The 13,603-nt window shown below is 54.7% G+C and carries 11 protein-coding genes; 5 read left to right on the plus strand and 6 right to left on the minus strand.

All coding sequences use genetic code 11. From position 1 onward, the window contains the following. Positions 1–40: 40 nt before the first annotated feature. Both G6R38_RS15125 and G6R38_RS15130 read right to left on the minus strand, forming a co-directional pair. Positions 41–1,366 carry a PQQ-binding-like beta-propeller repeat protein gene (locus G6R38_RS15125; protein WP_166827246.1) on the minus strand — a complete coding sequence of 442 codons (1,326 nt, stop codon included), beginning with the start codon at positions 1,364–1,366 and terminating at the stop codon, positions 41–43. Between the two features lie 174 nt (positions 1,367–1,540). Then, positions 1,541–3,031, minus strand: coding sequence for an AAA family ATPase (locus G6R38_RS15130; RefSeq protein ID WP_166827251.1), 1,491 nt, complete (start codon positions 3,029–3,031; stop codon positions 1,541–1,543). Positions 3,032–3,140: 109 nt separating this feature from the next. On the opposite strand from G6R38_RS15130, the gene G6R38_RS15135 reads away from it, so the two are divergent. Continuing rightward, positions 3,141–4,313 carry a M20 family metallopeptidase gene (locus tag G6R38_RS15135; RefSeq protein ID WP_166827256.1) on the plus strand — a complete coding sequence of 391 codons (1,173 nt, stop codon included), beginning with the start codon at positions 3,141–3,143 and terminating at the stop codon, positions 4,311–4,313. Between the two features lie 240 nt (positions 4,314–4,553). Continuing rightward, positions 4,554–5,675, plus strand: a complete 1,122-nt coding sequence (locus G6R38_RS15140; protein WP_166827262.1) for a hypothetical protein — start codon at positions 4,554–4,556, stop codon at positions 5,673–5,675. Between the two features lie 22 nt (positions 5,676–5,697). On the opposite strand, the gene G6R38_RS15145 is transcribed toward G6R38_RS15140, so the two are convergent. Further along, positions 5,698–6,666 carry a glycoside hydrolase family 16 protein gene (locus G6R38_RS15145; RefSeq protein WP_166827267.1) on the minus strand — a complete coding sequence of 323 codons (969 nt, stop codon included), beginning with the start codon at positions 6,664–6,666 and terminating at the stop codon, positions 5,698–5,700. Positions 6,667–6,860: 194 nt separating this feature from the next. On the opposite strand from G6R38_RS15145, the gene G6R38_RS15150 reads away from it, so the two are divergent. Then, positions 6,861–7,244: a group I truncated hemoglobin gene (locus G6R38_RS15150; protein WP_166827272.1), complete on the plus strand. Its 384-nt coding sequence runs from the start codon at positions 6,861–6,863 to the stop codon at positions 7,242–7,244. A 23-nt stretch (positions 7,245–7,267) separates the two neighbouring features. Here the strand turns inward: G6R38_RS15150 and G6R38_RS15155 are convergent, their stop codons facing one another. Continuing rightward, positions 7,268–8,119 (minus strand): hypothetical protein, encoded by an 852-nt coding sequence (locus tag G6R38_RS15155; RefSeq protein ID WP_166827275.1) that lies wholly within the window; start codon positions 8,117–8,119, stop codon positions 7,268–7,270. A 386-nt stretch (positions 8,120–8,505) separates the two neighbouring features. On the opposite strand from G6R38_RS15155, the gene G6R38_RS15160 reads away from it, so the two are divergent. Further along, a complete protein-coding gene (locus tag G6R38_RS15160) occupies positions 8,506–8,952 on the plus strand; it encodes a helix-turn-helix domain-containing protein (protein WP_166827278.1) in 447 nt (148 codons plus the stop codon). Continuing rightward, entirely contained in the window at positions 8,949–9,644 is a 696-nt protein-coding gene (locus G6R38_RS15165; RefSeq protein WP_166827281.1) for an IS630 family transposase, read from the plus strand. Before G6R38_RS15160 ends, G6R38_RS15165 begins: the two co-directional genes overlap by 4 nt. 53 nt (positions 9,645–9,697) lie before the next feature. Here the strand turns inward: G6R38_RS15165 and G6R38_RS15170 are convergent, their stop codons facing one another. Both G6R38_RS15170 and G6R38_RS15175 read right to left on the minus strand, forming a co-directional pair. After that, on the minus strand, positions 9,698–11,062 hold the full coding sequence (locus G6R38_RS15170) for a DUF2254 domain-containing protein (protein WP_166827284.1): 1,365 nt from the start codon (positions 11,060–11,062) through the stop codon (positions 9,698–9,700). Between the two features lie 218 nt (positions 11,063–11,280). After that, the gene (locus G6R38_RS15175) at positions 11,281–13,014 is read right to left on the minus strand and encodes an OprO/OprP family phosphate-selective porin (RefSeq protein ID WP_206028603.1); all 1,734 of its coding nucleotides are present in this window, start codon (positions 13,012–13,014) and stop codon (positions 11,281–11,283) included. Positions 13,015–13,603: the final 589 nt, after the last annotated feature.

Here is a 13,603-nt window from a genome sequence, read left to right on the forward strand (position 1 = left end):
CTCATGCTCCAATCCGGTTCTGACCTTTGTCGAAGACTCATCACTTGCCCAATGAGACGCAGACAATTTCTTTGTCGTTGCGAGCGTAGACCGATTGGTTCGCGAACGCGGGGTGCACCCAGACGACATCGCGACCGAAGGCGTTGCTGGTGGGGTCGATGATGTGCGTGCGGCTGAGTTCTTCGTATTTCTCTGGTGTCAGTTTCGCGAAGATCAGATCGCCGGTTTCACTGAAAAGAACGAATCGATCCGACGGTTCGTGATACACGATGAATGCGGTTCCGTGTCCCGCCCGACGATCGCCCGTGGTCGGTTTGTAGGTTTCCCACAATCGTTTGCCGTCTTCGAGATTGACCGCGCGCAACGCTCCCGGTCGGCAATCGCAACCGTACATCGTGCCATCTTGAATGAACGGCGTACTGTTGGCGGCGTACAGACCGGTCTTAGCTTCACCTCGCCAAACGACTTCGGCGGCGGGTTTGTCCGAGTCGAGTTTCATCAACGCCCCAATGTTGCCGATGCCGCTAGCAAACAGACAATCGCCCGATTTCTGCGGTGCCATAATCGACATGGCATAGTCCGGTTTGAGCGGAATCTTCCAATAGAGTTCACCATTCTTCGGATTAAGGCTGTTGATTTTGTCAGCGTCCCAAATCAGCAGTTGCTCGGTTCCTGCCGCTTCGATGACCGTCGGCGGAGCATAACCGATCTCACTCGCCGAGAGTGTTCGCCATTGCTCCTGCCCCGTTTTTTTGTCAAACGCGACCGCGACACTTCCCTCACCACCGACGAGACAAATCAACGAATCACCGTACACGAGCGGATGCGAAGAGTATCCCCAATAGGGTGCTTCGGCGTTGTAATCTTCGGTGAACGATTTCGACCACACGACCGAACCATCTTTGACATTCAGGCAGAACAGGTTTCCTTCGGCTCCCAGCGTGTAAACGTGATCGCCGTCGACGGTCGGTGTGCATCGAGGACCGTTGCCATAGGAGATTTCATAGGGGCAATTGTAGGCGTGTTCCCAGAGTTGTTTGCCGGTTTTTGCGTCGAGACACAATACCCGTTCCTGTCCGGTCAATTTGTCTGCCACGCCGGGGTTGAATACGACATTTCCGGAGTCTTTCTGGTAGTCCATCACAAAGACTTTGCCATCAGCAACTGCCGGTCCGGCGTATCCGCCACCGATTTCCACTCGCCACTCCGGCTTGGCGGGTTCTTTGGGCAGAGATTCAACAATACCACTCTCTCGCCAAACGCCGTCCCGCTCCACGCCTCGCCATTGCGGCCAATCATCAGCATGGGTTGGTTCGCTGGTGAAACTCAGTGACAGCACGCTCAAGACAGTTAACCATCGAAGCATTCGTTCATACCTTGCGAGAATTGGAGGGATCGACATTGAGGGTATTCTATTCCGTAGCGTGTCGCGTTCAATGGGTGCCGCGGCTCTGTAAGTCGCGCAGAGCGATGGTCCCGGAATCAGCACGGCTCACGTCTTATGTCGATGCAATTTCCTAGCTGCACACACCCGGCGATTTCAATCCGCGGAGACACAACGATTGTGAGCCCACCCGCGGAGTTCGTGGATGCGTTCTTCCATCATCAATGCCAACGGTCGTGTGTTGCCGATTTCTTCGAGCAGATGTTCGTCCGCTAATTCCCGCCGCTGTGAGAATGCCGAGAACAATGCGGACACAATGACTTGCTCCAATTCCGATCCACTGAAATGTTCGGCGGCTTCCGCGAGGCGGGGCAAATCGTAGTTGGCCGGGTCTCGGTTGCGGCGTTTCAGATGGATCGCAAGGACTTGCTCGCGGACGTGCTGACTCGGCAAATCGACGAAGAACACCTCATCGAACCGACCTTTCCGCATGAGTTCCGGGGGCAGGGCGGAGATGTCGTTCGCGGTGGCGATGATAAAAATGGGATGTCGATGGTCCTGCATCCACGAGAGCAACGTGCCGAACATCCGTTTCGATAAGCCACCGTCTCCGCCACCTTCACCCGATGCTGACGCGAACGCCTTTTCAATTTCGTCGATCCACAACACCACCGGCGCCATCGCCTCGGCTTGCAACAAGGCCCGCCGCAACTGGCTTTCGGTTTCGCCAATGAACTTGTTGTAAAGCACTCCGGGATCGAGTCGCAGCAGCGGCATTTTCCATTCCGAGGCGACGACCTTCGCACAGAGACTTTTCCCACAACCGGGCACACCAAGCATCAACATGCCGCGTGGCGATTCTAAACCAAATTCACGAGCCTCCTTCGAAAACCCGCCGCGACGCCGTTTCAACCACGTCTTCAAGTTCGCGAGCCCCGCCAGTTGATCCGGTTCGACATCCGCCGCGATCGCCTCCAAACATCCGGCACTACCAAGCAACGTGCGTTTGCCCTCGACGATGGATTGCAAATCGTCGGCACTCAGCGTGTTGTCCGCATAGATCGCCGCCGCCACAACACGTTCCGCTTCCGCACAACTTAATCCGCGAAGGTTCTGCACGAGTTGTTCGAGTTCCTTCCGTCGCAGCTTGGCAGTGACGTTTTGCTGGCTCTCGTCTCGAATTTTCTGGTACGTCTTTTTGACGCACTGTTCCAACTCAGCCGCATCCGGCCAACCGACTTCAAAGCGGATCGTGAAACGTTTGATTTCCTCAGGCAACGGTAGAGCATCGATGAGAATCAACGTGGACTTTGTGCGGGAGCACAATCGAAGCAAATCCCGCAACGTGCGATGCACCAACGCATCTTTGCAATGCGGACCGAGATCCTTGAAGACAAACACCGTTCGTTGAGCGATGTTCGGAATGTGTTCCAAAGTCGGCATGACTTCGCCACCGTCGATGACAGCCCGGTTCGGTCCACCATCACCGACGGGACGCAATCCGGTTGTCAGCGACCACTCAAAGAGACTCTGCCGCATCCGTAGCACGACACTCCGCACCAGATTCGTCGCTCGGTCCTCATCGGTGGTTTCAATGGCGATCAACGGGTTTCCGGCGCGGATGAGAAGTTCCAGGGAATCCAGCATGAGATCAACTCCGCCAATCGCTTCAGTTTGTTTGCGGTGCGAATTTCATCATACTAGCTGCCACACTCAATGCACGCTCGCACGCAAATCTCAAACAACGAAATGTTTCATGCTTGTTACCGACCGATTGAAAGAACTGATTGCCATCCCCAGCGTCAATCCGATGGGACGCGATATCACCGGCCCCGAGTATTTTGAAGCTCGTGTCACGGAATACCTAACCGACGTGTTCAAAACCTGGGGAGTCCCGTTCAAGGTGACGGAAATCACACCGGGCCGTGCGAACATTGTCGCGCGTTGGGATGGATCCAATGGCCGAACCGTTCTGCTCGACGCCCATCAAGACACGGTCCCCGTCAGCGGAATGACAATCCCACCATTTGAACCGGCGGAACGGGATGGCAAGATTTACGGACGCGGATCGTGTGATGTGAAGGGCGGTTTGGCGGCAATGCTGACGGCGTTCGGGCGGTTGGTTCACGAACAACCTTCCGACGCGGCGACGGTGTTTCTCTCCTGCACATGCGACGAAGAAGCCGGTGCGAAGGGTGTGACGAAACTAGCGGAGCAAATCACGCAGGCTGACGAATCGTCATTCTTTTGGCCGCGTCCGGAAGCAGCCATTGTCGCAGAACCGACAAATTTGGACGTCGTGGTGGCCCATCGCGGAGCAGTGCGGTGGAAGATTGCCACTACGGGGCGGGCGTGTCACAGTTCGCGTCCTGAAGACGGCATCAACGCGATTTACCGAATGGCTCGTTTGCTCTCAGCACTTGAGGAATACGCCGGGTTGGTGGGCGATTCCCTTCCACCGCATCCGCTCTGTGGACCAGCAACGCTGAGTGTCGGACGGATCGAAGGCGGTGCGAGCGTGAACATCGTGCCGGATGCGTGCGTCATCGAAATCGATCGTCGTTTGATCCCCGGTGAAGACGGCGAAAGTGCGCGTCAACAAGTCGCGGAGTTCTTGCGATCGAAACTCGATTTCGAATTCGAAATGCAACCCCCGTGGATCGCAAGCCCACCACTGCCGGATGATGACAACGGTGCCCTTGCCGACGGGCTTCTGAAAACGATCGAAAGCATCGTCGGCCCTCATCAACGAGTCGGCGTTCCGTATGGCACAAATGGTTCCCGCTTGGCCGCGATTGACGTGCCAACGGTCGTATTCGGTCCCGGCGACATCGCTCAAGCCCACACGAAAGACGAATGGATCGATATTGCCGAACTCGAACAATCGGTCGATGTGTATTACCAGTTCTGTGTTGACGGTTCGTTCTGACGTCCGCCTGAACAACGTTCACATCCCAAAAATTCCTTGATCGCAATTGGTGGCCTCGTTGGGTACGCTAGAGAGCGAATCGGCCTTGACTCTTCCTTTCTCTAGGTAGGCCGGTTGATTTAAAGCTCTTCAAACTCTCTTGCCAACGGGCCACCTATGACGATCAACTTCGGGAAACTACGAGACCGCTTTGCGCAAATCCGGAATCAACCAACGGCAAAACGTCGTCGGAAACAGCCCATGCCAATGGCTGCGGAAGTTCTGGAGTCGCGAGTCTTGCTTAGCGCGTCGTCGGCTATCGTTCAGGATGCGTCATTGGATCCCGGTGCAATCAACAGTAGCTATGAACAAATCGTGAGCGCCGACTTTGATGGGAACGGTTCGATCGATTTCTTCTTCTGGAACCCCACAACTGGGGAGAACCGTATTGTTGTCGGAGAAGACTCGTCACTGATTACCAACATCATCACACCAACATCAATCAACGGGAACGATTTTACCACGGTCTTGACGGATAAGTTGGTGGATGAAGATGAATCGACCACGCCTGGTGAGCAACTCTTTTTCTGGAATCCGGTCACGGGAAAAAATCGACTCATCGCCGTGAGCGGATTGTTGCGGATAGTTCCGATCGATCCGAATCTCCCGACCACCGTAACGAAGTTCTTCCTCACTCCCGGGTTTGCCGACGTGAATGACAATGTCGTTCCGACCAATCTGATTAATGGAAACGACTTCACGACGGTTGTCAGTGGAGCCTTGGAAGACTTGTCTGTCGAGGCGGATCTCTTCTTTTGGAACCCAGCCACGGGCCGGAATCGAACGATTGTCCTCGATACCGTCAATCAATCCCCTGAGTTCCGAGGCGTACGGTCGGACGTCATCGAGCGATCAGCGATCAATGGCAACGATTTCACGAACGTTGTGATCAGCAACTTGAACGGCGGCGTTAGTGAGGGGCTCTTCTTTTGGAATTCCGTCACCGGGAAAAACCGAGCCATCAGCTTCAACGATGACTCCGGTTCACTCGCGACGGTGTTCCGTGTCGAAACGGACTTGATTGCCCCCGGTGCGATCAACGGCAACGATTTCACCACGATCATCTCGGGAGATTACGATGGCGACGGCGACGATGATCTGCTCTTCTGGAACTCGACTACTGGCCGCAATCGATTAGCAACCAATACACCAGAAGCGTTTTTAAGCTTGCCCCGTTATGAAGTCGAGACGAATTGCATTGCCCCCGGTGCGATCAATGGCGAACTCGATGTCATGATCAACATCGATACCAACGGCATTGACCAAGTCTTCTTCTGGGACCGGGAAGCGGGAATCAATCGGGCCGCCGTCTTCAACACATAAATCGGCCGCTGTACGTGACGGTTCAAAACGGCAACGAGCTTTTTTCTCTCGGAGGAGGAGGTTCGTAGCCGTCCGTTTTTTCGTAGACGCGAACGTAGTCGACGATCATCTCGGCGGGAAACGTCGTGGACGCATCGGGATTGCCCAAAAAGTTCCCGCCGATGGCGACGTTCATCACCAGATAGAACGGCTGATTGAACGGAGCCGGCCAAGGGTTGAGATCCGCTGCAGTCTTCGGTTTGGCCCCTTGACCATTCTCAGTTTTAGAACTGCTCCACCAGGATTTTTTCGTGGCGTATTGATGATCGTCCACGAACCAACGGATTTCTCCCGGTTCCCATTCGACGGCGTACGTGTGAAAGTCGGCGATCGTTCCGCCGTCCGGGAACGTATATTCGCCACCACTATGGGCGTTCGCCGGCCATCGGGACCCGTAGTGGATCGTTCCCAGAATTTTGTTCGGTTCTTGCCCCCGAGCTTCGAGGACATCAATCTCGCCGGAGGCGGCCCATGGTCCGTATTTCTCGTCTTGCGGCAGCATCCACAACGCGGGCCAAATTCCCTGGCCGGTCGGCAGTTTCGCTCGGAATTCAAACCGTCCATAGGTTTGATTGAACAGCGGACGACCGTCGCGTGTGCGGGTCTTCATCCGAGCAGAGGTATAACCGCAGTTGTGCAGCGATTCCTTGAGTACGCGAATGTGAAGTTGGCCGTTCTTCAGAAAGGCATTGCGAGAGTCGCTTGTGTAGTACTGTAACTCGTTGTTGCCCCAACCATGAATCCACTGGTTGGCATCGTAGTTGTAAAAGCCGTTGCCGAGATCGAAATCCCACTTCTTCGGATCAATCGTTTTGCCGTCGAATTCGTCGTTCCATGTCAGTGACCATCCCGGCGGCGTGGGGTCCGCAGCCAGAATCGCAGGACCATTGAAAAGCCAGATCAGAACTGCCAACCGTTGCCAAACGTGGAATTGTTGCGAGCGAGTGTTCATCGAGTGCACCTGGAAGATTTCGAGAATGCCGAGTGGATAGGCACAGTCTACAGTCCTCCGAAACGAAGTGTTATCTTCAAATGGTTTCTCATTTCTTGGGCGGTAAACTGGTACTGTCTTGGCTGGTTCCGCATAATTCAAATTCTCATTATCAGCGTGTTTTGTTGCCCCGTTGCCAGAAGGTGTCTTCCGTCATGAGTTCCGCAGATCAACCCCTTTACGAGCAACTGGGTGGAGCCGATGCCATTCCCGCCATCGTCGATGCGATGTATGCCCGTGTGCTAACCGATCCGGTTTTGAAGTCGTACTTCCAGAATGTCGATTTGGAGAAACTCCGACGAATGCAGACCGAGTTCATGGGGGCGGCACTCGGGGGGCCAGAGACGTACAGCGGAATGGAACTCTCGCACGCTCACCAAGGGCGGGGCATTACCAACCTGCATTTTTCCGCGTTTGTCGGGCATTTACTCGCCGTGCTCGAAGCACGCGGATGTTCCGAGCAAGACACACAAGCCGTAGCTCGCCGGATCAACACCTATGCCAGCGACATCACCGGTAATGTCTCTACGGATGGTTGAGCGAACGCTTCACGACGCCGGTTTCACGAACGAAGTTCATCGACGAATTGCTTCGCCTCGGTGGTCGATAGACCGCGTCGGCGGGTGAGCAACTTGGTTGCGTCGATGGTTCGACCTTGCATGGCCAATTGAAGAACGAGGTCGTCTAATTCCTGTTCGTCCAGTTCCCGCCAGTCGGCGAACCGGTGCTCGAGAGTCGGTTGAACGGTTACATCGACGGCCAATTGATCGAGAACCGTCTGTAACTTGGGCACCATCGCGTCCGTGTGGCTTCGCCATGTCAGACGGATCACCCCATCTCGGGGAATCGTCATCGGATCATGGGAGAATTTGGATCGCACCGTGATGCCGCCAAGATACGTGCGAACAGACGCCGGCCGATTGCGTTCATCGGCTAGCACTTGCCGGAGCGGTCCGAAATCAATCTCAGGATCAACTTGGATTTCCAAGAACCGTTGCCGAGCATGAACGGTTGCATTACCGGGTTTCGTGTCTGGCACGTTATGCGATTCGCAGTATTCTCGTGCGGACTCGATCTCTCGGAACGGCAACACCACAACGGGTGATGGATCATCGGGCGAGGAATTGGCGTACGATCGGCAATTGATGACAACGCCTTCCGAGCGAATCAGCATCAGCCAGTTTGAACTGCGAAGACTGGCGTAGACACTCCGAAGAATTGGCGGAACCACCAGCAACGCCAAGCCAGCACACAGGATCCACACGAAGGACGGAGCTTTGAGCCACCACCATAAAACCGGCGCCCCAGCAAACACCAAAACCATAATCAAACCGCCGACCACCGTGCCGATCCGTGATACCCGGCAAACCGTTCCATAGGTCAAATCGACTTCATTCGAGGACTGAATTTCCATACTCTGCCATCAGTGTGAAGGTTCGAACGAATCGTTTTTGGTCATCGTGGCTTACATTCAATCGTCGGCTATCCCCTGTGAATAACCAAGCGACATAACGAGCCCAAGGATTTTTTATTGGCCGCGATTACTATACAGCCTCAACCGCATACATGTCATCCGTGGCGACACGGGAAGAGAGCCGACGGATTGACTCAACCGCGATGATGTCACAACATCGTGCAAAGGCAAATGTGCTGCACGCAGCAGCGAACAATCGTTGCCGCTATAGCGTCATCGGCTAGCCCCTGTCTAGTGGTTTGTCAGCAATGAAAATTAGGGTTGCGTTGCTGGGAGCAAATCACGTTAATTCGCAGAACCAACTTCAATCCAAGGAGGGTTCTGTGATGAGCGAAAAGAAGTATATCGTGCGTCTGACGGATTCCGAACGCAAAGTCTGTTCGGAAGTGATCAGCAAACTCAAAGGGACGAGCCAAAAGGTGCGACGGGCGCAAATTCTGCTCAAGGCCGATGCGGACGGCCCGGCCTGGACCGATGCGCGAATCGCTGAAGCCTATGCCTGTCGGACCAAGACGGTCGAGAATCTCAGGCAGCGATTTGTGGAGTCAGGCTTCGAACAGACGCTTGATCGGAAACAGTCGCCCACCGCGGGCGCGAAGAAACTGCTCGATGGAAACGAAGAAGCGAAAATCATCGCCATGCGGCTTGGTTCCCCGCCGGACGGTTATGGCCAATGGACCCTCCGTCTGTTGGCCCGCAAGGTGGTGGAGTTGGAGATTGTCGAAAAAGTCAGCCACGAAACGGTGCGGCAAACGCTTAAAAAAATCGGATGACCAATCGCAACATCGAGTATTGGGTGATCCCCCCGGAATGCGACGCGGAGTTCGTGGCGCACATGGAAAATGTGCTGGAAACCTACGAAAAACCGTACCATCCAGGGCGGCCGGTGATCTGCATGGACGAGCAACCTGTGCAACTGATCCAAGAAACGCGTCAGCCGATCCCGGCCACCAAAGACCACCCCAAACGTGTCGACTATGAATACGAACGAGGCGGCACCGCTTCCATTTTTATGTTCTGTGAACCTCTGGGGAATTGGCGGCAAGCAACCGCCCGTGAGCACCGCACGAAATTCGACTGGGCCGAGGAAGTCGCCTCGCTCCTGGATGGGAGATACGCCGACTGTGAACAGATCACGCTCGTCTTAGACAACCTCAACACCCATACAATCGGCGCGTTCTATGAAGCCTTTGAACCGCAGCGAGCGCGCTCCTATGCTCGACGCATCGAATTGTGCTTCACCCCCAAACATGGCAGCTGGCTGAACATCGCCGAGAACGAACTCAATAGCATGACACGTCAATGTGTTGGCGGACGCAGAATCGGTGAGTTGGAAATCCTCCAACACGAAATCGCCGCATGGTCAACGGATGTCAATAACACTCAACGTGGCATCGACTGGCGAATGAAAATCGACGACGCACGATATAAACTCAAAACCGTCTACCCTAAAATTCAATGCTGACAAACCACTAGTTTGATTATGGCGGATGACGATACACTTACGGGAAATGCGTTCTAGAGTCCCGGGGCGTCATCATGTCGGGCGAGAATTGCTTGGCCTGCCGCTTCGATTTCTTCCCGGTCTTCGGGTAACGGATGCAACCGTTGCACGTCCGCGAGCAAGCACTTCGTTTGCCGAACAATTTCCCGGCAGTCCGCACCGCGAAAGACGCTTTGACTGACCCGATCCAGACCGATCATCAACCGCCGAGCAACCATCAAGGACATCGCACCGTCGTGGCGAATCGGCTGGAACGCTTGCCGGAGTAGTTCGGGGAACTGCACTTGTTGAAACAAAATCCGCGGTGAACCATCCTCATCCTGACGACATGGCAATGGGAATCGTCGACGCGTAAGCCGAACGAGAGATGCCGACAATCGGTCGACACAAGTCACCGCAGTGAATGGATCATTGATTCCCGGCGACAACGCTCTCAACGCGATCTCGACGACATTGTCAATCGCACAACAGATGTCTTGATGAGGGGTACGATCGCGACCGATCATGAAGAAACTGCTGAGCCGGTTCTTGACAGACTCATCGATTTCCCAGCGGTCCTTGTCGCCGTTCTCCGCATCCTCGCGATGCAAGATGTGCAGCAACACCGAGTCGCGGAGTACAAACCCACCGAGTTGCTGTCCGAGCACAAGCGTCACATTCATTTCGCAAGCGGTTTTTTGAAGAGCTTCCAAGTCGATTGCTTGCAAATACCCCTCAGCATCCGAACGCAATACGTGATCGGTCGAGGTCGCTGTGTTCATCAACGCCGTTGTTTCGACTGGCGATTGTTCCTCGAGCGGCTCCGGTTCCGGTTCTGGAAAAAACCGTTCGATAACACCGTCAAGTTCCGAAGCCGCTTCCATGACCACCGTTTGCGCTTGGATCGCCACACTCACATGGTGCACAAACCCGATCATCACCGCCAAACTTGTCAAAGCGAACCCACTTGCGACGGAAACCGACAGGTGCGGCACGAACGGCGATTCCTCAACCGCGGGGATGTATCGCTGGACGATCAAACAATACAACGCCGTCGCCAGGAACGCTCCTAAACCGAACTGAGTTGTCAGATCGGTGATGACCGTCCGCAACAATCGGGAGCCGAATTGCGACGAAGTCAACGATAATGTGACCATCGTCAACGAGAACACAACCCCCGCGAGCGTGATCATTGTTCCGCTCAGCAGGGACAGCGTGGAGCGTGCGGAGTCGGCACTGGTCACCAACCATTCCCAGTATTCGGTTCCGCTCGTGGCAAGTGATGAATCCAGTTCACACAATGTGAACGCCATCGCTCCCGTAGCGAACATCATTGCGGTTGGAACAAACCAAAAGCTACCGCGAAGCTGCTCCCAAACCCGTAGTAACCACAACCGCATGTGAATCCGCCTCGAATGCTGGATCAAAGAATTTCAACCAGCATAGCGAATTGGGGCAATTTTACAGAGGGTCACTGATTCTGCGGCGACCAGATTCCGAGTCCACACCAGAAGCATCCCGACCGGTTTCGCGTCTTTCGTGACCGTGGTGGACGTGAAACGCATTTGCTTTCCGGCCACCACAAGACACACCCCGCGACGATCAAATGAAAACGGCTCTAGAAATCGATCCGGGCCCGAACCCCGAGGGCTTCGTAATCACCTTCCGTGAAGACTTGATCGTCAACTTCGACCATCCGTTCGCTGATGTTGCCCCAGATATAGTTGGCTTGCAGGTTCGCGTTGGCATTCCAGTACCACACCATTCCCAACGTGATCGACTCACCCACACCGCCGAAGATGTCTTCGTCGGTCAGATCGGCATAGGAGTATCGAGCAGCCACCTGCCATGCCCCCCAACCACTTTTCCCTTCGCCACAGTTACCACTCAACTGGTCGGCCAGGTAGAAGTTCTCGAACGGTTTGATTCGGCCGAGCATCCCGGTCTTCCGTTCCCACGGCATGTGTTCGCCGGTGAGGAAATACGACGCGTACACGTAGCCACCATGAAGAAACACATCCTCGTCGATCCCCGGAGGCAGGATAATATCGGTCCGACTCACGGTGTTGAACTGATACTCACCGACAATCTGCAGCGGACCAAAGTTGACGACATGCTCCAGGGCGAGCAAGCGATACCAGTCCGCTCCGGCGATGGCTTCGGTGTCGAGCCAACGACTCACGGTTCGGGCTTCCGGTCGATGGCGGAAACGAGCTTCGTTGGCAGCTTGAACAGGGTTGGGATCGCCATCGGGTTCGGCGATCGTTCCGGCAATCGCAGCATGGGCATAATATCGCCCGTCGGTTTCCTCATCCCACCAATATGTGGAAGCGAACCGTCCCGCCACCTGACCTTGCAGGTGATCGCTGATGTATTGGCCTTCGTCCTGAATCAAACGTTGATTGAACACCCCGAATCGCCAGTTGAAGACTTCATCATCCGAAACACCATACGACTCGATTCCCAGACGACGAGCGTCGATGTTGAAGGCTTCGATGATGAAGGGCCGTTCGATGAAAACATTGTACCGGCTACTATTAATGTGATCGAGACCGTACGGGCGTTTCTGGTTCCCGATCAAAAGTGTTTGGAAAATCGGCAAATCCTCGAAGCCGATCCACACATCACGAAATTCCACGTCGTTCCCACTGGCGAACTCCATTTCGATCCGGTAGTTCATCTGATCTTCGACCTTCCCACGCACACCAAACCGGATGCGGCGGAAGCCCAGACGATTCTGCGGGGTGAATTCCGGATCACCGTATTCAAAGACATTGACACCGGGGGAATCGCCGGGGTAGCCCCAACCATCGATGTGCACCCGGCCGGCCACCTTCATCGTCGATGTACTCGTGCCAGACAGGACAAACCCGTCCACATCGCTGTTCAACGACTTGATGATTCCCTCATGCTCATCCAAGCGATCGGACAAATCGTCTAACTGCTCGGAGAAGCTCGATTGATCCTCGTCTTCATCGTCATCCGATTGCTCGGTGATCGGTTCCAAGCCGGGAATCGCATCCGGTTCGAGTTCCGTCCCCACGGTACCACTCGGGGCAGGGGGCGCGTTCTGCAAGAAATTGACCGGATACTGGGGTGTCAGGTCGACATTGGCCGTGCCAGTCAACCCGCCATCTCCGTTGGGACCAGAGAGTTGGTCAGGCCGACTCTCCAGTTCTTGGATGCGTTGTTCCGCATTTTCCAGACGTTGTAGCAACTCCTGGACGTCCAGGCCCATTGTCGGCGGAGTCGTTTCCTGCGCAACCGCCAGCGAGCCTGACCCAAGCCCTAACAACAGAATCAAAGCGATCACAGCGTGATAGCTTGAAACCGGCAAAGAAATCTGCCTCATAAATTTGGTTCCCAGCTCCGGACCATCCCGATTTTTCCTCAAAGGCCTAACAACCTGCACAACTCGTACAAGCAGTTATATTTACCCTATCGGCCAAGTAGCCCGCCTTGTTGAAACCTAATCAAATCTTAACATTTTACTGTTAATTAAAACGCAAGTTTGTACACTTCCACGATCGACATGCGATATCGTGGTTCGTCTTCTCACTGATCTCAGGGCGAGCCCATCAACTCTGTCGGACCACCGTCGGATCGGGGCACGATACAGAACGCCACATCGATACATACCGAGTTCTTGATTTCCATGCGGGTGTCGCCCGAGAATTACGCAAGACACGCCCCAATCGGTCTGCGGCAAACTCGGTCCGTGCGGTACCCAACATGCGATTGAACTTATAACTTGTTGCGATACCTGGGCTTGTGTCGGGACGCCACTTTTTCATCGAAAGCTCTCGAGATTCGGTATGACGATTGCAAAACGGCCTCGCAACGTGAGCGCTAGTCATACCATGTGCCTGTCGTCCCGCGGTGTTGCTATTGGGGCAAGAAGTCACAATTGAGTGAACCACCTGGTCGACCGGCTGACGCAG

Origin of the sequence: Thalassoroseus pseudoceratinae, from assembly GCF_011634775.1 — a bacterium.
Classification (GTDB): Bacteria; Planctomycetota; Planctomycetia; order Planctomycetales; family Planctomycetaceae; genus Thalassoroseus; species Thalassoroseus pseudoceratinae.